Source organism: Chryseobacterium sp. MYb328 (assembly GCF_037572595.1).
Taxonomy (GTDB): domain Bacteria; phylum Bacteroidota; class Bacteroidia; order Flavobacteriales; family Weeksellaceae; genus Chryseobacterium; species Chryseobacterium pennae.
On sequence record NZ_JBBGZQ010000024.1, the window covers coordinates 1 to 21,995 of the forward strand.

Genomic DNA, 21,995 nt, shown 5'->3' on the forward strand with positions numbered 1-21,995 from the left:
GCGGAGCCCCGCCGGAACCTTTAAAATATTCAGTCTGATAAAATAAACATCCTTTGACAGAGTTGATTGAACATTTGAAATAATATACAAACTGATTATAAATACAGGTCTCTTTATAGACTGAAAGTATTTAAAATGAAAAGCAGTATGAATTATAAAAACATTCATATAGGAAACCTGATCGAGAATGCTGTTTCCGAAAGTAATATAGAATTATCCCGTATCTGTAATTTTCTTCACTGTACAGAAAAAGAGGTTGGTAAAATGTATACCTGCAGCAGCCTGGATACCGAAATTGTATTGAAATGGAGCAAACTTCTGGAATATGATTTTTTCAGAATCTATACCCAACATTTGATTCTTTATGCTCCGGCTTCACCTAAAATAAAGACTATACCATCGGAAGAGAAAAAAACAGTATTGCCCCGGTTTCGAAAAAATATTTATACCTGGGAAGTCATAGATTTTATTCTTGAACAGATAAAAAATGGTGAAATGACGAAGGAAGAAATTATTATACGATATAAAATTCCTAAAACAACTCTTCATAAATGGATTGGGAAATACAGCCGGTAAATTGTTATAAGATTTTGTTGGCAGGGAAATCATGGAACTCATTTTAATAATTTAAAGGAGACTTTGATGCTTTTACCGAAAGAGTAATCCGTCAATATATTGCAACACAATATGGAAAAATATAAACAACCTGATTTTAAACAGATCTACAAAGACATCATTACACGTAAATATCCGGACAAATATGATCTGTGTGAATATTTACTCTCGAAAAATGAACTTTTAGCTTTAGACATTCTGAAGCTTAATACTATTATTTTTGGAACCTCTGAAAAATACAGCAGCCAATACCGTTCTTATAAAAAAACTGATATTCTGAAGATTCTGGATTATCAGAAAGAAAATATGCTCAACAATACTCAGTTGGCCCTTCATTTTAAACTAAGCCGCAATACCATTGCAAAATGGAGAAAAATCTTTTTGATGTAAATAGATATTTCTATAACACTCAGAAGTTTTTATATATAAATAAGGAAAACTGGAGGAGCGTGATAGATATTACCAATAGAGAATATTTGAAAATGTATTTTTAATCAAAATTGATTATTTAAATAAAATATAAAATCATTTTATTTATTTTGTATTGAATTTTATGTTTTTGCTAAATATTTATAAATTATGTTTCGTAAAATCTGGGATTATATAGCGAATAGGCATATTGCTCCCAATACAGGTCCGCTTGAGCTTATTGAAGCACAGAGAATGAATTTATTTGCATTTTCCATTGGAGCAGTTCTGATATTTAACGGATGTAGAGACCTTTTGTTTGGTTTAAAGGTCAATTTTTTTGTCTTATCAGCATTGGGAATCTTTTATCTTTTCCTTTTTTTCTTTACAAAAGTACGTTACAATCATTTTGTGACATTGTTTAGTCTGGAGCTTTTTTTATTTCTGATCTTCTTCTTTTCATCTACCACAGGCTTTGAAAATGGCCTGTCATTATATTATTTTGTCATTATGCTGGCTTCACTGTTTATTTTTAATTCCAAAAAAACAGTCTGGTATAATTTGATCGTTTACCTTACGGCACTTATTCTTTTCAGCATCAGTCATTACTATGATTTCAGGATATTTACCATTGAAGGAGCAGATAATGTACTGTTTTCAGAAAATCAGAGACTGATTACTTTTCTGCAGGTGTTTTTAGGAGTGAGTATTTTGGGATATTTTATACTTTCAAAACAATTCAAAATTGTGAAATTATATCAGCAGGCTATGAGAAGTGAGAAGATTATTACTGATTTGAGAGCTAAACTCAACAACAAAGATGAAATAGATTTGGAAAGTATTGTAAAGCTGGCCATGAATGACGATATTGCCTTTATTCCTAAAGTAAAGCAGATGTTTCCCAGTCTGTATGACAACCTGATGGAACTTAACCCTGATATGAGTACCGATGAATTTAAGCTTTGCGCCTTGATTAAACTTGGCTTCACAACAAAAGATATTGCAGAATATAATCACCTTGCGGTTCGAACCATTCAGACCAGAAAAAGCAGACTCAGAAAATCGTTTGGGATTTCTGCTGATATTGATCTCTATAAGTGGATTGATACAATATAAATAGGATAATAATACTAATTTTAAAGTAAAAGATTCCCCAAGAAATATCACTGAAAGAATAATTTTTAAAACAATGGTTAATCTTCCTCTTCATATTCACCATCCATATCTTCATAGGAAGTATACGACCAGTCAATACCAGAAATATCCAGTATTCTTTCAAACCTTTCTTCTATAGAGGTACCTACGAAGATAGCCGTACACTGATCCGCTTCATCAAATGAAAGACTGATGACCTCAAAATAGTCATCTGTATAAATCTTTTGCCTTTCCCAGGAAATTTCTGGAATTTCAGACCAGCTTTGCTGTATAAGTTTCACAGTTTCCGTATCTACAGGTGAAAATGAATTGGCATTATAGAGAAGTCCGCCAAGAGTTCCGTTGTAGACACACATAGATAGGAAAAAGTCTTCCAGTGTTTTTGTTTCCTGCTGCCAGTCGGATTCGTAAACCGTATCATAATTTCCCCATACCGAAGGATTTTCAAGAGAAAGATCCGCTTCTTTAATTCCCCATTGTACAACTCCTTGATTCTCTTCATAGAAAATAAGATACCGGTCCTCTGTAAAATAAATAGCATTGGGACTCAGAAGCCTGTTGTGAGAATGATTAATTGCTTCGTTTTTACCTAGGCTCAGATAATATTCACGAAGAACTGCCGGAAATTTAAAGCCCAGAGCTTGTTCTGCTTCTGTAATTTCTGTTTCAGAAAAACCAGAATGGTTATCGTTAGATAATTGATATAAGCGTTCTATTTTTTCGAGATAATTCATGTTCATGGTAAATACTTCTGGTGAATAGAAACAAATTTGCAGCTTTTTATTTGATCAGAGATACCTTTCTTTATTTTTATATTAAATAATCATCATATTTTACCCTTTATATAACTTATCATTACTAATAAATTAACACAAAGATTTATTTATGAAGCTTAGGATTTTAGGTGAGCAAAGTTTTCGACTATTTCGTTGACTAAGCTAATGGGAACAGTATGCTTCATCAATCGATTAATCTCTTAGCTCACTTAAAATTCAGTATAATCAAAAATCATCTTTGTGTCTAAGAAAATACGATGAAAATGCAGATTTTTGTCAAGAAAAAAATATTAATAAAACGTTTAAATAATTAAATATTTTCAATGTTTTAATGGGGTTAAAACGATAACAGAGCCCTAAAACTTGTCTAAAGTTTATTTTTTATATATTTGGAGCATTACCGTATTTCTAATTTTCTGTGGAACCATTATTTGAGAAAATATATGATGAATACAAGCATCAGGTCTTTTTTTTCGTGAAAAAATATATTCATGGAAGAGAAGATATTGAAGATGTTGTGCAGGATATTTTTGTCCATTTATGGAAGTACAGGGATGTTTTGGAGAAAAACAGGGAAGCTATCATCTTTAAAACAGCTAAGCAGGAAATTTCGAACTTCTACAGAAAAAATAAACTCGCTTTTTCGGATCTCCGGGAAGAAAGCCATCTGAAAGTGGTAAAAGAGGAGGAAGACGAAGACGATTACCAACATCATACAGAACAGATCGAAAAATTACTCCATCAGATGCCTGAAAAAAGCAAGGCATTCTTTCTCAAACATAAAGTGGAGGGACAGAGCTATTCACAGATAGCCAAGGAACACAGTATTTCTAAAAATGCCGTGGCTAAACATGTTAATAAGGTATTAAGTCTTCTGAAAACCCACCTCAATCTGTTTTTTTCATTCTTAATTTTTATAAAAAGCTTTTTTTAGGGTTGACGATTTCACTACTGTTGCGTAATAGTAAGTATGATTATGCAAAATCATATTTTCAGTTTCGTTTGCTGAAGCTGAATTTCAACCGACTAAAAAGAGTTTACTATGAAAAAGACAACATTACTGCTTGTATTGGTATCAGCATTTTTCTCAACCCAAGCCCAGACAACGAAAGAAGAAATTTTTTCGGATATCAAAACTACCGGCGGAGTATATTATGCTTATCCAACACCATCCCATAAACAAACACCGGCTCCGGCAGGATATGAATCATTCTACATCAGTCATTACGGAAGACATGGCTCAAGATGGCTCATCAATGATAAAGATTTTTCCGGAGTGATGGGAGTATTACAAAAAGCAGCCGATAATAATGCATTAACCGAACAGGGGAAATCTGCTTTGGATAGATTGAAAAGAATATGGATTCAGGCGGAAGGCCACAACGGAGATCTTACAGAACTGGGAGCATTACAGCACAAACAGATCTCACAAAGAATGTTTAAGAACAATCCTAAAGCATTTGAAAAAAATGCTGTAGTAACTGCAAAATCAACAGTAGTCCCAAGATGTATTCTGAGTATGGCTAACTTTACGAACGAGTTGGTAGCCAACAATCCTAAACTTCAGGTCAGTATGGAATCTTCGGATAAATACATGAAGTATCTTAACCACCATACCAAAGAATCTATTGATTTCAGGGCAGCAGATAACTTTTGGCAGGAAGAAAAAAGGAAATTCAGATCGGAGAATATGAAGTCTGACAGGTTTATCAAAAACCTTTTCAATAATGACGAATATATCTATAAAAACATCAATCCCGAAAGAGTTATTGAAGCCTTCTACTGGATTGCCAGCGATATGCAGAACCTTGAAACGGATATTTCCTTCTATGATTTATTTACAAAAGACGAATTATTCAATATTTATCAGGCCATCAATTATCAGACTTATGTGAATGACGGTCCGTCTCCCTTAAGCAAAGGATTGGTGAAGAACAATTCTATTCCATTGGTGAAAAACATGCTGGATGAAGCAGAAGATTATATTAAAAATAATAAAAACGGAGCTTCTTTAAGGTTCGGACATGATGGGAATATTACGCCTTTACTTGCCCTTCTGAATATTGAAGGAATGAATAAAGAAGAAACCGATCCAAAAGAAGTCTATAAAGTCTGGAACACCTTCCAGGCAGCACCTATGGCAGCTAATTTACAATTGATCTTCTATAAAAACAAAAAGAATGATATTCTGGTTAAGTTTCTTCATAATGAGAATGAAGTTCATATTCCTTTACAAACCGACAGTTTCCCATACTATCGATGGACAGAGGTTAAACCGTATTTAGAAAATATTGTAGGAACTCATTAAGATGCTTAATCTTTTGTGGTTTCAAAAAAAGCCTTTTATCATTCTGAATGAAACAGACTGAAGAATCTCTCAACGAAATGACGGTAAGAAGATCCTACTCCCGTTCAAAACATAGAAATGTATAAAATTTTAAAAATATTTTCTAAAAAAGGTTGACGATTTAATTTTTCTGCGTAATACTAAATATGAACAACATGGAAGACGAAGATTTCAAAAAAAACTGGGAAGAAACCTACAGGGAAAACCAGCAAATGGATCAGCTTACTGATGCACGGATTAAGTCTGGAATTGAACGTAAGATCAAGACCGGAAGAAACCTGAAAAATATCTTTTGGGCTGCTTCTGCAGCAGCTGTAGTGGGGATTGGTTTGTTTTTCTACAATCCATCTGAGTCTTCTTCTGTGGCAGAACAGGTTACAGTTCAGGCTTATGCCAGTTCAGATTTTACAAAACGTATTGACCTTCCTGACGGAAGTCATATTGTTCTGGAACCTCACAGTACACTTGTATTGTCTTCCGATTTTGGGAAAGCAGACAGAAAAATTACATTCACTGGTAAAGCAACCTTTGATATTGCAAAAGATAAGACCCGTCCGTTCAGAATCAATGCAAAAGATTTTACAGTACAGGTACTGGGAACAAAATTTTTCCTGGATCAGACCAATGGAAAGGAAAAGGTAGAACTTTTTGAGGGAAAAGTGAAGGTAGATCACCAGGGGAAGATCACCTATTTATTACCTAACCAGTCCTGGAATAAAAATATTGAAAAGCCTGCCCGTTTTTATTATGCTGTTGATGCAAAAAGAGAATTTTCATTTGAGGATGAAACACTTAAAAATATTGTCACAGAGCTGGAACAGGTGTATAATATTAAAATAGAATACCCAAAGGAATATGGAGAAAAGAGAATCAAAGGATCTTTCTCAGGGAATCTGAACGAGGTTTTATCTGCCATCTGCTATCCGTTTAATCTTAAAACAGAAAAAAAATCCGATAAAGAGATACAACTAAAATAAAAAAGCACCAATAATGAGGGTTATTGATGCCGATTAACTATTTAACTCGCTAAAGTCTAATAAAGTTATTCCCAAATTTATGAAAAAAACAATAATTTCCGTGACATTTCTGGTTGCGATGGGACTTCCAGTGGCTTATGGCCAAACTACACAACAGCCTCCGGCTACACAGGCAAAACAAAAAAAGGTGTCCATTGCTAAGGTTTTTGATAAGCTCAGTAAATCTTCTAAAGTGCCTTTTTTCTACTCCAGCACAGATTTTAAAGATATTCTTGTGGATGAGAGTGGAGTAAATTATTCATCACTGGATGCTTCATTGAAATACCTTAAAACGTATTATCCTGTAGAATATGAGATCAGGAACAATACTGTAATGTTGAGGAAAACCTCTATAAAAGCCGTTGTTCCGAGTAAAGCTATTTCCATGGCAAAAGATACCGTTACGGTGAAGGAAAATAAGATTGATGAAGTTGTTGTGATCGGCTATGGAAAAGTAAAGAAATCCGATGCTACAGGATCTCTTACTACGGTAAAAATGGATGCTGAAAATAACGGAAACCCGGTTTCCGCGCAGGATGCATTAACGGGAAAAGCCGCTGGTGTTAATATTATTTCTCCCGGAGGAGCACCAGGAGCTGGTTCTGCAATCAGGATCAGAGGGGGATCTTCATTGTCAGCAAGTAATGATCCACTCATCGTTATTGATGGGATTGCGATAGATAATTCTTCCACTTCAGGATCAGGCAATATTCTTGGGATGATTAATCCCAATGATATAGAAAGCTATACCGTTCTGAAAGACGCCTCTTCTACAGCGATTTATGGATCAAGAGCATCCAACGGGGTAATTATTATTACCACCAAGAAAGGCAGTAAGAAAACGCGTTATCAATATTCATCCAATACCAAGGTGAGCTACAATCCCAAGATGTTGGATGTATTGAATGGTGATGAATACAGGAGTTTTATAAAAAATCAATATGCCGGAAATGCTGCCGTGATTAATGGTCTGGGAATTAATGACACGAACTGGCAGAAAGAAATTTACCGTACAGCTGTAAGCAACGATCAGAATTTCAGTATGACAGGTTCTGTAAAGGATATTCCGTATCGTTTATCATTAGGATATACCAATCAGGAAGGGATCATCAGAAAAAATGCTTACGAAAGAATGAACCTGAGTTTAGCTTTGAATCCTTCGTTTTTTGATAAACACTTAAATGTAAACCTAAACTATAAACCAAGCATAGAAAACAACGACTTTATTTCCAATCCTGCTAGTGGAGCGGTATCATTCGATCCTACACGTCCGGTTTTTGACCATTCAACGCCATATGGACTCGGATATTTCATCTGGACGGATGCTTCCGGAAGACCTATTACTCAGGCTGGGGCAAATCCTGTATCAATGCTTGATCTGAGAACAGATCAGTCAAAAGTAATCAGACATATCGGAAACATACAGCTGGATTATAAAATTCATGGGTTTGAAGACCTGAAATTAAATCTTAATACAGGGTTTGATATTTTAAAAAGCGAAGGGAATATCTTCGTTCCAGACAATGCACCACTTGCCTGGACTTCCATCGGAAATGACGGTCAGGGACTTATGGAGAATTATACCCAGAAGAAAAGCAATCTGCAGTTTGATGCTTTTGCCAATTATTCCAAAACATTAGGCAGACATAAATTTGATGTGATGGGCGGATATTCCTGGCAAAGGTTCTGGAAAAGTTATAATGATTACCAGACCAATATTACAGGAAACAAAATCTATAAAAGTATTCTTCCGAAATCAGAATATATTCTTGTTTCATTTTATGGACGTTTAAATTACAGTTTCAATGACCGTTATCTTTTTACCGCTACTCTTAGAAATGACGGTTCATCCCGCTTTGCTAAGGATAATCATTGGGGACTATTTCCTTCTGCAGCTTTTGCCTGGAAGATCAAGGAAGAAGAATTTCTTAAAGACAGCAATTTTTTTTCCGACCTGAAATTAAGACTGAGTTATGGTAAAACAGGGCAGCAGGATATTGGTGGAGATTATGAATGGATGCAGACTTATACCTACAGTGATTCCCAGGCTTTATATCAGTTTGGAGATCAATTCTATCAAACGATTCGTCCCAATGGATATGATCCTAATCTGAAATGGGAAACCACTTCTACTTATAACCTGGGATTAGATTTCGGAATTCTAAAAAACAGAATTTCAGGGTCTGTGGAGGTTTATAAAAGGACTACTGATGATCTTTTGAATAAAATATCGGTTGCAGCAGGTTCTAATCTTACCAATATGATCTTCACCAATATAGGTTCCATGGAAAACAAAGGGCTGGAGCTTACATTGAATACCATTCCTGTTAAAAAAGGAAACTGGCAATGGAATCTGGATATGAACCTTACCTTCAATACATCGGAAATTACAAAGCTTACCCTTGTTGACAATCCGAATTACGGGGTGAACATCGGAAATGTTTCAGGCTCTACGGCCGGAACCATTCAGGTTCACTCTGTAGGCTTTTCTCCTTATACTTTTTATCTGTATGAACAGGAGTATGATGCTAACGGAAAACCTATTGAAGGAAAATATAAAGGCGGCCTCGTAAAAGATAAAAGCCCAATGCCGAAATCCTATTTAGGAATCTCTTCTAAACTAAGCTATAAAGACTGGTATTTCGGATTCAACGGGCATGCTAATTTTGGAAATTATGTGTATAACAATATCAAGTCCAAGGATTATAAAACTAAAACCTATTCCGGAAACGGAACCTATTCCAATATTTTAAGCTATACCGCAGAGCAGGGCTTTGAAAATCTACAGCTTTACTCTGATTTCTTCCTTGAAAATGCATCGTTCTTCAGAATGGATAATATGACATTAGGGCGTACATTTAAGAATATCAGTGATAAATTTGATCTGGGAGTCAGCTTTTCTGTTCAGAATGCTTTTGTGATTACAAAGTATAGCGGTCTGGATCCTGAAGTGTATTTGGGAATCGATAATAATATGTATTCCAGACCTCGCTCATTCCTTTTTGGGTTAAATGTTAATTTTAAATAATTTGAATATGAAACGTTTATATATAATACCTCTTATACTATTACTTTTTACGGTGAGTTCATGTGTTGGAGATCTGGATACAGAGCCCATTGATCCGAATATCGTGACCACAGAACAGGTATATTCCAATCCTGATAACTATAAAGGAGTTTTAGCCAAATGTTATGCTGCTTTATGTCTTAGTGGACAGCAGGGGCCTACAGGAGATCCGGATATGGGAAATTTTGATGAAGGCTACAGCTCATTTATCCGTTTGGCTTTCTATGTTCAGGTTCTGACAACGGATGAAGCTATTATGGGTTCACAAACCAATGGATTAAGACAAATGGCAACCAACAGCTGGGATTCCAATACTGCAATTCTGAATGGATACTATGCGAGATTGTACCAGATTATTGGATATACCAATGAGTTTTTAAGACAGACTACAGATGAAAAACTACAGGGAAGAGGACACACCGACCCTAAATTTAAACAGGAAGTCGCCTATTTCAGAGGAGAAGCCCGTTTTCTGAGAGCTTATTCCTATTGGGTATTATTAGACACATTTGGAAAAGTTCCGTTTGTAACAGATGCAGACAAGCAGGATCCTCAGTTTTTACCTAAACAGATCATGCCTGGTGACTTGTATGCTTACATAGAAAAAGAATTGAAAGAGATTGAAACAATTCTCCCGGTAACCAATGAATACGGAAGAGTAGATAAAACAGCTGCCGATTTTCTATTATCAAGATTATATCTGAATGCAGAAGTCTACATAAAATCGGCGCAATGGACTAAAGCTGCAGAATATGCTGAAAAAGTGATCCAAAGTCATTACAGTTTATCTCCCAAATACCTTTATAACTTCCTTGCAGACAACAATACCTCTCCGGAAATTATCTGGTCTTTAAATATGGATGGGGTAAAATCCAAAACCTATGGTGGAACTACCTTTTATGTATTGGCACAAACCGGGGGTACCATGCTGAATTACCTGAATATGGGAATTTCAGGAGGCTGGGGGAATATCCGTTTGCGTCCGGAGTTTGTGAATAAATTCCAGACTGCAGACCAAAATTTCAATACTTCAGATCCTAATGCATTTACAAAAGGGGATACCAGGGCATTGATCTTTAATGTGGGCCATAAAAAAGAAATTGCAGCTCTTCCGGGAACCTTCCAGGACGGATATGCCTTTACCAAGTGGAGAAACGTAGACAAAACCGGAAAAGCAGGATCCGACGCAGCTTATGTAGATACAGATTTTCCAATGTTCCGTCTTTCAGAAGCTTATTTAACAGCTGCTGAAGCGTATTTCAGAGTAGGGAATAATTCATCTGCACTTAGTAATATTAATGTAGTCAGAAATAGGGCTTACAGCAACGGAGCCGGAGCCATTTCTTCTTCCGATCTGAATCTGAATTTTATTTTAGATGAAAGATCAAGAGAGCTTTCCTGGGAATTAACCAGAAGAACTGATCTGATCCGTTTCAACAAATTTACATCTGGAGATTATGTATGGAGCTGGAAAGGAAATACCAAAGACGGCAAAGCGGTGGATTCAAAATTCAATATTTTCCCAATTCCATCTGCAGATATTACAGCTAATCCTAATTTAACCCAGAATGCCGGTTATTAATTAATTTAAAAATAAAGCGGGAAAGTTTCAAAAACCTTTAAGCTCAGAAGTTTTTGAATTATCAAGCCTAAGTTTGAAGAGTGGTGGTTCTCTCTTTTCCCTGCTAAGGGTCTTCATTATGAAGGCCCTTTTTTGGTTTCTAATACCTTCAAAATTGATAGAAAAAGTGAGATTTTATAAACATTAAAAATTGCTTTCTCACCATAGCCTATGTAATAAAAAAACAAACTGAATATCTACCTGTTTTTAGCCATTAAAATATTTAATTCGAGCATCTGTGGCCATCAAAACATTATTCAGAATCTGCGTAATCCGCGTGAGAATATCTCTCCACATTCAATTTTATCGCAGATAAAATACTTGCGACTTAAAAACATACAGTATATAAAAAAATTAGCGCCCTTGCGTTTCCAACAAAACAGCCCTTTTGAAATTGGAATAATAAAATTGTATTATTTGTAGAAAAAATACGTTTAAAGCAAAAAAATCCCTACTTTTATTCTAACCAAGTAAACAATTCGTTTTGAGAACTACTCTTAAACCTGTTATCGCTTAAAATTAGCCTTCAGAAACCGCAGGCTAATTATTCTTTCGTTCGGGTAACTCTACCTGAACAGGTTTTCATTTAATCCTATCATTTACTGTATTGCCAATGAAGGCAACTGTATCTCTATTTCTGTTTTTGACGGTTTTACTGTTCAGAAGAGAATAGGAGAGGATATTTCTATTCAATAGCTGTACTGATTTTGTAATGCGTGAATAATAGGTAAAAAAATTACTAAAGAATATTAAGCACAAATTATAATGAGTATAGAGTATACGTGGGTAATCAAAACGAAAAATACACCCCTTTTAAAAAAGAAATGCAACCATTGTGACAGCGAAAGGTTTCATTGCAGTGATAAATTCAGGCTGAATGCCCAAAAAAAGAACATCGATATCTGGTTAATCTACAGATGTGTAAAATGCCACCACCGATACAATATGACAGTATTTTCCAGAATCAGAACGGAATCTATCAGTAAAGAAATCTTTAATCGACTTTCGGCGAATGATACTGATTTGGCCTGGGAATATGCCTTTTCCCGCGAAGCAAGACGAAAAAATAATGCCGAAGCGGACTTGGATAGTGTAGAATATGAAATTCAGTTTGATGAGGTTCCGGTAGAAGAGATAACATCTTGTGAGGATGAAATGCTGAGCTTTACCATCAAATGTCCTTTTGAATTTAATCTCAGATTATCAACGGTGATCAGAACCTGTTTGAACCTTTCATCAAGTAAGTTGAATCAATTAATTGATGCAGAAGCTATTTTCGTTCATGAAAGACTTTTACAAAAAAAACATAAAGTTCAGAACGGAGATGTTGTCAGGATTCATAAGGATAAACTGAAGACGATCTTATGGAAGGAAGAGCTATATGATGAAGTTGCTGTAAAATAGCCTTAATCAAAAGGATCGCTTCATCTGAGGCGATCCTTTTATTTTATTATTCAGAAGAAATGATTCTATGAAGAAAACTCATCCATCATATCTGCTGAAGGAACAAAAAATAAAGTTCCCGTCTGGGCGGTACTGAAATCCAGGATTCTGTCGTAATTCCCTTCAGGATCACCAATGAACATATTCGTCAGCATTTTTTCTACTGTACTGAATGTGCTTGCATAACAGATAAAATAAGTACCCATTTCATTCGTAGAAACATTTCCAAAAGGCATATTATCTCTCACTACCTTAAAATCATCACCTACATTGGCCAATGCAATATGGGAGTTTTTAGGCTTTACTTCATCATCCATTTCAATATCCTGTTCCTTTGATCTTCCGATCACTTTTTCCTGATCTTCCACAGAAAGAGATTTCCAGGCATTCATATTATGGATATATTTCTGGACAAAAAGATAACTTCCGCCTTCGTATTCAGGATCTGCATCTCCAATAACAGCAAAATAATCACGGTCTTTACCATGCGGATTTTCTGTGCCATCTACAAAACCTAAAATAGATCTGCTGTCCCAATAACGGAAGCCCTGAACCTCAACCACACAATCTGCAATTTCTGTCATAAAATCCGAAATCGTGGAAGCCATATCATACGCCAGACTTTTTTCATCAGAACGAATGTGAAAATGAATATCTCCTCTCGTACTTACTGCTGTATGTTTACTGCCTTTTATTTCTTCAAATTTTTTAAACTCTTTAGGTAACGGGCTGGGTAAGTCAAGCTGTAACCAGGCTTCATAGCCAATTCCCAGAACACAGCTTGCTTTAGAATTGGGAAAACGGTCAAGTGCCGAATTATTCAGGTTAGTGACTAATGCACAGACTCTCTGGAATACCGATTTAACTTTTGATGGATCTGCATCCTGTTTGAAATTCCATACCAGAAAATAAGTATTGTTGTTAGGATAGTCGGTGACATTTTGAGAACTCATGTTTTTTTGTGTTTCGTTTGCAGGCATTTTTACTGTTTCTAATGAATCAAATTTAATAAATGATAATGGTACCTCATCACTTTATTCTTGAGATAAACAATTTATGACAATTTTTTCACAAATTACCGTAGAGACTTTTATATTTTCTGACAGTATACAAGCCGTAAAATGAGTATTATTGTAATAAAATTAACCTTCAATACATAATATGGGGCATTGGGAGATTTTTCTGTTATTTTTGATAATTGCTTTTGTCTATTCCTCGGTAGGATTTGGTGGTGGTTCCAGTTATTTGGCAGTATTGGCAATGTATAGCCTGCCATATCAGGAAATCCGTTTAACAGCATTGATCTGTAATGTGATTGTAGTTGTGGGAGGCGTGTATATTTATATTAAGAATAAACAGGTCGATTGGAAAAAAGTATTGCCCATAACGTTGGTGAGTGTTCCCATGGCCTATTTGGGAGCCGTAATGAAAATAAGTCAGGAAACTTTCTTCCTGATCTTAGGAATCACGCTCGTCATAGCTGCCATCTTATTATGGATTAAAACGGAAACCAAAAACATAGAGAAATTGCAACAGGATTCAAAATCAGCAGTCTTTGGGAACAGTCTTTTGGGAGGTGGAATCGGGTTTTTATCAGGACTGGTAGGAATAGGAGGCGGAATTTTTCTTTCCCCTTTATTGAATCTGATGAAATGGGATACGCCAAGGAAGATAGCAGCCACTTCCAGTGTTTTTATACTGGTGAATTCTGTCTCAGGCATTTTCGGACAGTTATCAAAACTTTCGGTAGATATGGATTACTTTAGAATTTTAAGTTTATGTCTTGCCGTTTTTATAGGCGGACAGATCGGATCCAGAATGTCTCTGAAATGGAATCCCTTAGTTATAAAAAGAATGACTGCCATTCTTGTATTGGTGGCAGGAGTAAATATTCTCATGAAATATTGGTGAAAATTTAGTTTAAAAATAAAATGAAACTTAAAATATTGGCTTTTGGAATAACGAAAGATATTTTCGGAGCATCAGAAAAAGAACTGGAAGTTGAGGTTGGTCTGAATGTCAGGCAATTAAAAGAAAAGTTAGAAAAAGATTTTCCTCAACTTATAAAACTGAAATCCTATTTCATTGCTGTGAATGAAGAATATGCTGAAGACGATCAGATCCTTATAAACACAGACGAAATAGCCATCATTCCTCCTGTAAGTGGAGGTTAAAACTTAAACATTCAGAAATAATTCATGCATTCGTGGCATTATTTATCACAAACACAGGAACAAAAATACTGTGTAGAATCAAAGTTAAAAATGTAAAGAAATGATTGATATCAGAATAACAGAAGACGCATTAAATATCACCGAATGTCTTGATCTGGCCCAGGATCTGAGCAGTGGTGGGATTGCAACTTTTATAGGAACTGTTCGTAACATTACTCAAAATAAGTCTGTTCTCCGTTTGGAATATGAATGTTATCAATCTATGGCCACAAAAGAAATTAAAAAGGTAACAGATCAGGCCATGACCCTGTTTTCTGTACGAAATATTGTTGTTCATCATCGTACCGGAATTTTGTTTCCAGGTGATGCTGCTGTAATCATTGTGGTAAGTGATGGGCATCGGGATGCTGTTTTCGATGCATGCCGTTACGTTATAGATACCATAAAGAAAACGGTTCCTATATGGAAAAAAGAGATTTTTGAAGATGGGGAAGAATGGGTTTCGGCTCATCCGTAATTGAAGACCGGAAATTCGTATATTTACTATAACAGATTATTCAGATATGAAAACCAATACATTAGAAAATAAATCTGTACAGAAAATAGAGATTGTCAAAGTAAAAGAAGACAAAAGTTTTCCTTATACAGACGATATTTCTGTAGAAGAACCGCTGGAGATCCGGATTTCTTATGGCTCAAAAGGTCAGAGGGAGAGTAAAAATATATCTGTAACCATGAGAACTCCCGGTAATGATGCAGAATTGGCTGCAGGATTTCTATTTACGGAAGGAATTATTTCAGATGGAAATCAAATTCAAAATATAGATCATCTACAGACAGAATGTTCCAGGAACCGGGAAAATATTATTGTAGTGGAAGTGGCCGAATATTTTATTCCTCACTTAAAAAATGTTGACAGAAATTTCTATACCACATCCAGTTGTGGAGTATGTGGAAAAGGCTCTATAGAATCTATCAAGACAGTAAGTACTTTTCAACATATTGTACGAGAACATCATCATTTATCATTTGAGGTTTTATACCAACTATCCGGAAATTTGCAGTCCTTTCAGAATAATTTCAGTGCTACAGGAGGAATCCATGCCTCCGGGATTTTTGATTTTGAAGGACAGTTGATGGCTCTAAGGGAAGATGTAGGAAGACATAATGCATTGGATAAACTGATCGGACATGCATTATTTACCGGGCAACTTCCATTGAAGGACAAAATCTTAGTGCTCAGTGGCAGGGCTAGTTTTGAGCTTATTCAAAAAGCAGCTATGGCAGGAATTTCTTTGGTGGCAGCAATAGGAGCTCCATCCAGCCTGGCGGTAGATTTAGCAAAAGAATTTGATATGACATTAGTGGGATTCCTTCGTGATAACCGTTTTAATATTTATAACGAGAGCAGTTTCAACAAAATTGTTGAAAAATAGATTATAAATGCCACGAATGCACGAATAAGATTAATGGATAATAATAATGGATAATAATAATGGATAATAATAATGAAGTATCCTAAAAGGAGTAAAATAAATTAAGTAGCTATGAGCACAAAAACCATTCGTGCATTCGTGGCAAAAAATAAAGATTTTGTAATCAAATTATCCGAAATATGATGGGCACGAATACACGAATAAGAAATATGGATTTGTGGTAATAAAAAAACAAATGATGAATGAAAGATTTAGTTTACAAGCAGGAATCCTATGCAATAATTGGAATATGCATGGAAGTACATAATAGTTTGGGCTCCGGGTTTTCAGAGATTGTTTATAAAGACGCTTTAGAATATGAAATGAACTACGCTGGTATTATTTATGAACGTGAAAAAGAATATGCAGTTCATTATAAAGGAACCGTACTTCCCCATAAGTTTTACGCAGATTTTGTAATATTTGATAAGATAATATTAGAAATAAAAGGAACATCAGATATAGCAGATGAGCATATAGCTCAGGCAATTAATTATTTAAAAGTATCTGAAAACAAACTGGCATTAGTAGTCAACTTCGGAGAAGTAAAATTAAATTATAAGCGAATAGTTTTATAAATGATCATCGTTACTAACACAAAAAAATATTTGTGTATTAGTGTCAAAAAATAAAGATATTGTAATCAAATTATTCAAATTATGATGGCCACGAATGCACGAATAAATAATATGAATTATTAGTTAAGAATGCTCATAAATTATGACATGATTGGATGAAAATTATAAAATAATAATTAGTAACACAAAAATTATTCGTGCATTCGTGGCAAAAAAAAATCTTTGTACTCGAATTATTATAAATGGTCACTAATTCACGAATAAAAATAGTGGATAAAGTAAAAATAAATTAAGTAGCTATGAGCACAAAAACCATTCGTGCATTCGTGGCGAAAAAAATAAGAGATTTAGTAATCCATGATCTATGAATCCGTGGTAAAAACAGAAATAAACAAATGAAAATAAGAATAAAAGACAACTCCATCAGATTCCGTTTAACCCAATCCGAAGTTTCAGAACTGGTAAGAAACGGAATAGTTTCCAGTTTCACAGAATTTGTAGATCGACCGTTCATTTACACTATTGAGAAAACAAATGACACCACATTATCTGCAGCATTTATTGAAAATAAAATCGTGATGAAAATGCCAGAAGCCATGGTTGAAGAATTAGTTTCTACAGATATTGTAGGATTTGACGGGCAGGCAGGGGTAGTAATGCTTTTGGTTGAAAAAGATTTTGTATGTATAGACAATACGATGGAAGATCAAAGCGATAATTACCCGAATCCCCATCTTAAATGTTAATCACTTTACAAAATAAAAGGGTATGGAAGAAAATAATAAAAAGAAAGTAGAAGAAGAAATCGGTAGAGAACCCAATGCCGAGAATCCATTCACTTTACTTGACCTTAAGTTGACCCATATGGAAAAAGCCGCCGCAGGAGTTCCTGCTGTGATGGCTGCTTTTAGTGATTTATTTGAAGAAAAAGCACCTATCCGTGGAATGAGAGCGCTGTTCAAAATGAATCAGATGGGAGGTTTTGACTGTCCAAGCTGTGCCTGGCCGGATCCTGATGATGAGCGTTCCGTTCTGGGAGAATATTGCGAAAATGGAGCAAAAGCCCTGGCAGAAGAGGCTACCACTAAAAAAGTGACACCTGAATTTTTCAAACAGAACTCTGTGTACGATCTGGCAAAATTAGATGATTATCAGATCGGGAAAATGGGCAGACTTACCGATCCTATGTATCTGGCTCCCGGAGCAACTCATTATGAACCTATCAGTTGGGATCATGCCTTTAAAAAAATAGCAGAACATTTCAATGCGCTGGAATCTCCGCATGAAGCCGCTTTTTATACTTCCGGCAGAACAAGTAATGAAGCATCCTTTGTTTATCAGTTATTTGCAAAGGAGTTTGGAACGAATAATATGCCCGACTGTTCCAATATGTGTCACGAAACTTCAGGTTCTGCACTCCGTCCAACCATTGGAATTGGGAAAGGAACCGTAACATTGGAAGATTTTTACGATGCTGAAGTCATTGTGATCATTGGCCAAAATCCAGGAACCAATGCCCCAAGAATGATGAGTGCGCTGGCAAAAGGAAAGAAAAATGGAGCTAAAATTATAGCGGTCAATCCATTACCGGAAGCTGGATTAATGGGCTTTATTAACCCTCAGAGTGTCAGGGAAGTCCTTGTTGGCGGGGTGCAGTTGGCAGACCTTTATTTACCTGTAAAGATCAATGGAGATATGGCTTTATTGAAAGCATTGGAACTTCTTTTAATCGAATTTGAGAAACAAAACCCGGGTCAGGTTTTTGATGAAGACTTCATTAAAAATAAAACAGTAGGGTACGAGGACTTCATGAAGCAGTTTGATCAGTATAAACTGGATGAATTGGCTAAACTTTCAGGAGTACCGAAGGATGCTATCCGTCAGGCCGCAGAAATGATGGCTTTCAAAAAGAAAATTATCGTCAGTTGGGGAATGGGGCTCACTCAGCAACCTAACGGAGTAGATATGATCCGCGAAATACTGAATATTCTTTTGCTGAAAGGAAGTATCGGTAAACCGGGAGCTGGTGTTTGTCCGGTTCGTGGTCACAGTAATGTTCAGGGAAACAGAACGATGATGATTGATGAAAAACCTACGGAAGAACAGCTTGACCGTCTGGAGAATTTCTATGGTTTCAAAGTCCCCCGTAAACATGGATATGACGTAGTGCGGGCCATAAAAGCCATTCACGAAGAAAAAATAAAGATGATGTTCTGTATGGGTGGGAATTTTCTTTCTGCCACTCCGGATACAACATATACAGCCAATGCTTTGAGAAAACTTAACCTGTTGGTATGTGTTTCCACCAAGCTGAACAGAGGACATCTTGTTCATGGTAAAGAAGCTTTAATTCTTCCTACTTATGGGAGAAGTGATAAAGATATTGTCAATGGTGAAGTCCAGATTATTACGACAGAAAACTCTATGGGAGTTGTTCAGAGTTCAAAAGGAATGTTGGATGCTATATCAGATAACCTCATCAATGAAACTCAGATCGTATGCCGCATGGCAATGGCTACATTAGGAAACCGTTCCGTAGTAAATTGGCAGCGCTATCATGACAGTTACGATGCCATAAGAGATGATATTGAGCAATGTATTCCCGGTTTCACAGATTATAATGTCCGTGTCAGACAAAAAGGAGGATTTTATCTTCCCAATGCGGCAAGAGATGAACAAAGCTTTTCGAAGGAACTTGGCGGACGTGCTCCATTTACATTAACAGAAGTGCCGGATAATACGCTGGCTTCTGATGAATATATGATGGCTACAACCCGGACTCATGACCAATTTAACACGACTATTTATGGATTAGATGACCGTTATCGTGGAATTAAAAATGAACGCCGTGTAATCTTCATGAATCAAAAAGATATTGATAAAGCAGGGTTTAAAGCAGGAGACAAAGTAGATCTTTTCAACTATGATGACGGGATAGAAAGGGTAGCTCCTTTATTCATTATTGTATCCTATCAGATTCCTGAAAAGAATACGGTTACTTATTTCCCGGAAACCAATGTGTTGGTCTCTGTCAATAATGTGGTGAAGGAAAGTAATATGCCTGCTTCCAAGTATGTGAAAATTAAGATCAAAAAACATGATCCTGAAGTGTATAAAAAAGTAGATGAAATGCTATATCAGGGGGCCATTCAAAGACCATAATTATTCTTATATTGTTGTATGAAAAAAATACTGCCTGTAGCGATGTTGTTACTCTCTGGCTGGGCATTCTGTCAATCCGGATTCAAACTTAAAGTGAGTGGGGAAATTCCTGCACCTTTAGAATTGAGTCTTGCGGATTTATCAAAGATGCCAAGAAAAGAAGCTTCACTTAAGGACAAAGATGGAAGCGTTCACATATATTCCGGAGTTGCTGTTCAGGATATTCTCGCAAAAGCGGGAGCTCCTTCAGGAAAGGAACTTCATGGCGAAAATATATCAAAATATGTATTGGCAAAATGTGCAGATGGCTATCAGGTTTTATTTTCATTAGCTGAGCTGGATGCTTCTATTGCAGATAAAAACGTGATTGTTGCAGACACCATTGACGGAAAACCTTTGGCAGAGTCAAAAGGTCCGCTTCGCATTGTTGCAGAAGGTGAAAAAAAACCTGCACGCAGCTCTTATCAGCTACAGTCTTTAGTGATAGGTCAGATTAAGAAATAAATTTTAAGATAAAAGCTTTACAAGAAACAGTATGATTATAAGGAAGAAGGAACATTGGTTTAAAATGCTTTTTGTATGGCATGGTTCAGTATTACCAGGACTGTTGCCACGGCTTTTTTTGCTTTTTATTTTATCGTTGGGTATAGTGTATCTGCGTGGGGTTATCTTTTCCTTTAAAATACCGCTTAATCCGGCACCATTAACGTTATTTGGTTTTGTATTGGCTTTATTTTTAGGTTTTAAGAATAATGCCAGCTATGACAGATTCTGGGAAGGACGTAAATTATGGGGTGCTTTATTGAATACAGCCCGTTCATTAACCAGACAGGCTTTAACTTTAAAAAATACAAAAGAAAGCAAAGTTTCTGCCTCGGAATTTATCAAGCTGTTAGGCGCTTTTGTTTTTGCATTGAAACATCAGTTGAGAGGAACCGATGCTCATGAAGATTTAAAAGACAGATTGAATGAAGATCAGCTAAAAATAGTTTCTGTGGCAAAGTATAAACCTGCTGTCATTATGAGATTATTGGCGGAATGGGTTCAGCAGGCAAAAGAAGAAGGAAGTATAGATACGATTCAGCAAGCCCGTTTTGATGAAAATTTTGATAAACTTTCTGATATTGTAGGCGGGTGCGAAAGAATTGTTTCCACTCCGCTTCCTTACAGTTACCGTGTTTTATTGCACCGTACCGTATATATTTACTGTTTTCTTTTACCCTTCGGACTGGTTGATTCATTGAGATGGTTTACACCACTTATTGTTGTGTTTGTTGCTTATACATTTGTAGCATTTGAAGCCATTGCAGATGAAATTGAAGAACCATTTGGTACGGAAGCTAATGATTTGGCTCTGAACAGTATGTCTGTAATGATTGAGGAAACGATTCATGAAATGGCAGGAGAGGAGATTACCACTTCCAGGAAAGAGAAACAAACGATCATAGACTGATGTAGCAGATTGTAAACTTATGGAATCTTTGGAAAAACCGGTTATTTATACCATCGGACACTCTACTCGCCCTTTGGAGGGATTTTTAAAAATGTTGAAGTCATTTAATATTGAAGTTCTTGCTGATGTACGGAGATTTGCAGGGTCAAAGAGATATCCGTGGTTCAGCAAAGAAAATCTTGAGAAAGTATTACCGGAAAATAATATTGAATATATTCATTTTGAAGCATTGGGAGGCCGGAGAAAAGTTCAGCCTGATTCAGTCAATAGCCGTTGGAGAAACGAATCTTTCCGTGGATATGCTGATTATATGCAGACTGAAGAGTTTACCAAAGCGATTGGAAAACTGGAAACCATAGCAAGGACAAAAACAACTGCTTTTATGTGCTCAGAAGCCGTATGGTGGAGTTGTCACAGATCTATGATCTCAGATGATCTCAAAGCAAAAGGTTGGGATGTGGAACATATTATGAATATTGGAAAAGCTGAAAAACATCCTTATACTGCCCCTGCAAGAATAAGTAATGGCAAAGTCTTCTATTCAGATGCAAGTTTATTTGATTAAATAGATACTTTATGTCATTGCGAGCAAAGTGAAGCAATCTTACTTACTGGAAATTATTAGTTTTTAGCTTCCTGTTTGTTATTCCGTAGGAATCTATACTATAATAGTCTAAAAACAAAGTTGAGTTTCTTACGGAATGA

Annotated in this window: 21 protein-coding genes; 19 read left to right on the plus strand and 2 right to left on the minus strand. The window is 35.9% G+C overall.

The genetic code is table 11. The features are described from left to right. The first annotated feature begins 147 nt into the window (after positions 1 to 147). From WH267_RS19860 to WH267_RS19870, 3 genes are all read left to right on the plus strand, one after another. Positions 148 to 576: a transposase gene (locus WH267_RS19860; protein WP_340010507.1), complete on the plus strand. Its 429-nt coding sequence runs from the start codon at positions 148 to 150 to the stop codon at positions 574 to 576. A gap of 111 nt (positions 577 to 687) precedes the next feature. Continuing rightward, entirely contained in the window at positions 688 to 1,005 is a 318-nt protein-coding gene (locus WH267_RS19865; protein WP_340010508.1) for a helix-turn-helix domain-containing protein, read from the plus strand. Positions 1,006 to 1,194: 189 nt separating this feature from the next. Next, on the plus strand, positions 1,195 to 2,139 hold the full coding sequence (locus WH267_RS19870) for a helix-turn-helix transcriptional regulator (RefSeq protein WP_340010510.1): 945 nt from the start codon (positions 1,195 to 1,197) through the stop codon (positions 2,137 to 2,139). A gap of 77 nt (positions 2,140 to 2,216) precedes the next feature. Here WH267_RS19870 and WH267_RS19875 read toward each other — a convergent pair whose 3' ends face one another. After that, positions 2,217 to 2,912, minus strand: a complete 696-nt coding sequence (locus tag WH267_RS19875) for an SMI1/KNR4 family protein (protein WP_340010512.1) — start codon at positions 2,910 to 2,912, stop codon at positions 2,217 to 2,219. Between the two features lie 460 nt (positions 2,913 to 3,372). Here WH267_RS19875 and WH267_RS19880 point away from each other — a divergent pair, with 460 nt between their 5' ends. The 6 genes from WH267_RS19880 (at position 3,373) to WH267_RS19905 (ending at position 12,409) form a co-directional block, all read left to right on the plus strand. Further along, on the plus strand, positions 3,373 to 3,888 hold the full coding sequence (locus WH267_RS19880) for an RNA polymerase sigma factor (protein WP_340010514.1): 516 nt from the start codon (positions 3,373 to 3,375) through the stop codon (positions 3,886 to 3,888). A 108-nt stretch (positions 3,889 to 3,996) separates the two neighbouring features. Further along, positions 3,997 to 5,262 (plus strand): histidine phosphatase family protein, encoded by a 1,266-nt coding sequence (locus WH267_RS19885; RefSeq protein ID WP_340010516.1) that lies wholly within the window; start codon positions 3,997 to 3,999, stop codon positions 5,260 to 5,262. Positions 5,263 to 5,456: 194 nt separating this feature from the next. Further along, positions 5,457 to 6,278: a FecR family protein gene (locus tag WH267_RS19890; RefSeq protein WP_340010517.1), complete on the plus strand. Its 822-nt coding sequence runs from the start codon at positions 5,457 to 5,459 to the stop codon at positions 6,276 to 6,278. 79 nt (positions 6,279 to 6,357) lie between these two features. Beyond that, the gene (locus tag WH267_RS19895) at positions 6,358 to 9,345 is read left to right on the plus strand and encodes a SusC/RagA family TonB-linked outer membrane protein (protein WP_340010518.1); all 2,988 of its coding nucleotides are present in this window, start codon (positions 6,358 to 6,360) and stop codon (positions 9,343 to 9,345) included. A gap of 7 nt (positions 9,346 to 9,352) precedes the next feature. After that, the gene (locus tag WH267_RS19900) at positions 9,353 to 10,966 is read left to right on the plus strand and encodes a RagB/SusD family nutrient uptake outer membrane protein (protein WP_123320093.1); all 1,614 of its coding nucleotides are present in this window, start codon (positions 9,353 to 9,355) and stop codon (positions 10,964 to 10,966) included. Positions 10,967 to 11,770: 804 nt separating this feature from the next. Continuing rightward, on the plus strand, positions 11,771 to 12,409 hold the full coding sequence (locus WH267_RS19905; protein WP_340010519.1) for a DUF1062 domain-containing protein: 639 nt from the start codon (positions 11,771 to 11,773) through the stop codon (positions 12,407 to 12,409). 65 nt (positions 12,410 to 12,474) lie between these two features. Here the strand turns inward: WH267_RS19905 and WH267_RS19910 are convergent, their stop codons facing one another. Further along, positions 12,475 to 13,401 carry a Dyp-type peroxidase gene (locus WH267_RS19910; protein WP_340010520.1) on the minus strand — a complete coding sequence of 309 codons (927 nt, stop codon included), beginning with the start codon at positions 13,399 to 13,401 and terminating at the stop codon, positions 12,475 to 12,477. A 208-nt stretch (positions 13,402 to 13,609) separates the two neighbouring features. Between WH267_RS19910 and WH267_RS19915 the strand changes: the two genes are divergently transcribed. The 10 genes from WH267_RS19915 (at position 13,610) to WH267_RS19960 (ending at position 21,855) form a co-directional block, all read left to right on the plus strand. Further along, positions 13,610 to 14,359: a sulfite exporter TauE/SafE family protein gene (locus tag WH267_RS19915; RefSeq protein ID WP_340010522.1), complete on the plus strand. Its 750-nt coding sequence runs from the start codon at positions 13,610 to 13,612 to the stop codon at positions 14,357 to 14,359. 20 nt (positions 14,360 to 14,379) lie between these two features. Then, positions 14,380 to 14,622, plus strand: coding sequence for a MoaD/ThiS family protein (locus tag WH267_RS19920; RefSeq protein WP_340010523.1), 243 nt, complete (start codon positions 14,380 to 14,382; stop codon positions 14,620 to 14,622). Between the two features lie 100 nt (positions 14,623 to 14,722). Then, positions 14,723 to 15,139, plus strand: a complete 417-nt coding sequence (locus WH267_RS19925) for a molybdenum cofactor biosynthesis protein MoaE (protein ID WP_340010524.1) — start codon at positions 14,723 to 14,725, stop codon at positions 15,137 to 15,139. A 46-nt stretch (positions 15,140 to 15,185) separates the two neighbouring features. Then, the gene (fdhD, locus tag WH267_RS19930; protein WP_340010525.1) at positions 15,186 to 16,058 is read left to right on the plus strand and encodes a formate dehydrogenase accessory sulfurtransferase FdhD; all 873 of its coding nucleotides are present in this window, start codon (positions 15,186 to 15,188) and stop codon (positions 16,056 to 16,058) included. A 242-nt stretch (positions 16,059 to 16,300) separates the two neighbouring features. Then, positions 16,301 to 16,675: a GxxExxY protein gene (locus tag WH267_RS19935; protein WP_340010526.1), complete on the plus strand. Its 375-nt coding sequence runs from the start codon at positions 16,301 to 16,303 to the stop codon at positions 16,673 to 16,675. A gap of 395 nt (positions 16,676 to 17,070) precedes the next feature. Then, positions 17,071 to 17,421: a DUF7009 family protein gene (locus WH267_RS19940; RefSeq protein ID WP_340010527.1), complete on the plus strand. Its 351-nt coding sequence runs from the start codon at positions 17,071 to 17,073 to the stop codon at positions 17,419 to 17,421. 22 nt (positions 17,422 to 17,443) lie between these two features. Continuing rightward, positions 17,444 to 19,837, plus strand: coding sequence for an FdhF/YdeP family oxidoreductase (locus tag WH267_RS19945; RefSeq protein ID WP_340010529.1), 2,394 nt, complete (start codon positions 17,444 to 17,446; stop codon positions 19,835 to 19,837). An 18-nt stretch (positions 19,838 to 19,855) separates the two neighbouring features. After that, positions 19,856 to 20,341 (plus strand): molybdopterin-dependent oxidoreductase, encoded by a 486-nt coding sequence (locus tag WH267_RS19950; protein ID WP_340010531.1) that lies wholly within the window; start codon positions 19,856 to 19,858, stop codon positions 20,339 to 20,341. 31 nt (positions 20,342 to 20,372) lie between these two features. Next, positions 20,373 to 21,290: a bestrophin family protein gene (locus WH267_RS19955; RefSeq protein ID WP_340010532.1), complete on the plus strand. Its 918-nt coding sequence runs from the start codon at positions 20,373 to 20,375 to the stop codon at positions 21,288 to 21,290. A gap of 19 nt (positions 21,291 to 21,309) precedes the next feature. After that, positions 21,310 to 21,855, plus strand: a complete 546-nt coding sequence (locus tag WH267_RS19960; protein WP_340010533.1) for a DUF488 domain-containing protein — start codon at positions 21,310 to 21,312, stop codon at positions 21,853 to 21,855. Positions 21,856 to 21,995: the final 140 nt, after the last annotated feature.

Bases quoted from the DNA above. Each gene is read 5' to 3' on its own strand.
- WH267_RS19910 (WP_340010520.1), bottom strand. From the start codon at position 13,401: ATGAGTTCTCAAAATGTCACCGACTATCCTAACAACAATACTTATTTT.
- WH267_RS19870 (WP_340010510.1), top strand. From the start codon at position 1,195: ATGTTTCGTAAAATCTGGGATTATATAGCGAATAGGCATATTGCTCCC.
- WH267_RS19905 (WP_340010519.1), top strand. From the start codon at position 11,771: ATGAGTATAGAGTATACGTGGGTAATCAAAACGAAAAATACACCCCTT.
- WH267_RS19875 (WP_340010512.1), bottom strand. From the start codon at position 2,912: ATGAATTATCTCGAAAAAATAGAACGCTTATATCAATTATCTAACGAT.
- WH267_RS19945 (WP_340010529.1), top strand. From the start codon at position 17,444: ATGGAAGAAAATAATAAAAAGAAAGTAGAAGAAGAAATCGGTAGAGAA.
- WH267_RS19915 (WP_340010522.1), top strand. From the start codon at position 13,610: ATGGGGCATTGGGAGATTTTTCTGTTATTTTTGATAATTGCTTTTGTC.
- fdhD (WP_340010525.1), top strand. From the start codon at position 15,186: ATGAAAACCAATACATTAGAAAATAAATCTGTACAGAAAATAGAGATT.
- WH267_RS19920 (WP_340010523.1), top strand. From the start codon at position 14,380: ATGAAACTTAAAATATTGGCTTTTGGAATAACGAAAGATATTTTCGGA.
- WH267_RS19955 (WP_340010532.1), top strand. From the start codon at position 20,373: ATGATTATAAGGAAGAAGGAACATTGGTTTAAAATGCTTTTTGTATGG.
- WH267_RS19960 (WP_340010533.1), top strand. From the start codon at position 21,310: ATGGAATCTTTGGAAAAACCGGTTATTTATACCATCGGACACTCTACT.
- WH267_RS19895 (WP_340010518.1), top strand. From the start codon at position 6,358: ATGAAAAAAACAATAATTTCCGTGACATTTCTGGTTGCGATGGGACTT.
- WH267_RS19940 (WP_340010527.1), top strand. From the start codon at position 17,071: ATGAAAATAAGAATAAAAGACAACTCCATCAGATTCCGTTTAACCCAA.
- WH267_RS19950 (WP_340010531.1), top strand. From the start codon at position 19,856: ATGAAAAAAATACTGCCTGTAGCGATGTTGTTACTCTCTGGCTGGGCA.
- WH267_RS19865 (WP_340010508.1), top strand. From the start codon at position 688: ATGGAAAAATATAAACAACCTGATTTTAAACAGATCTACAAAGACATC.
- WH267_RS19935 (WP_340010526.1), top strand. From the start codon at position 16,301: ATGAAAGATTTAGTTTACAAGCAGGAATCCTATGCAATAATTGGAATA.
- WH267_RS19900 (WP_123320093.1), top strand. From the start codon at position 9,353: ATGAAACGTTTATATATAATACCTCTTATACTATTACTTTTTACGGTG.
- WH267_RS19925 (WP_340010524.1), top strand. From the start codon at position 14,723: ATGATTGATATCAGAATAACAGAAGACGCATTAAATATCACCGAATGT.
- WH267_RS19860 (WP_340010507.1), top strand. From the start codon at position 148: ATGAATTATAAAAACATTCATATAGGAAACCTGATCGAGAATGCTGTT.
- WH267_RS19890 (WP_340010517.1), top strand. From the start codon at position 5,457: ATGGAAGACGAAGATTTCAAAAAAAACTGGGAAGAAACCTACAGGGAA.
- WH267_RS19885 (WP_340010516.1), top strand. From the start codon at position 3,997: ATGAAAAAGACAACATTACTGCTTGTATTGGTATCAGCATTTTTCTCA.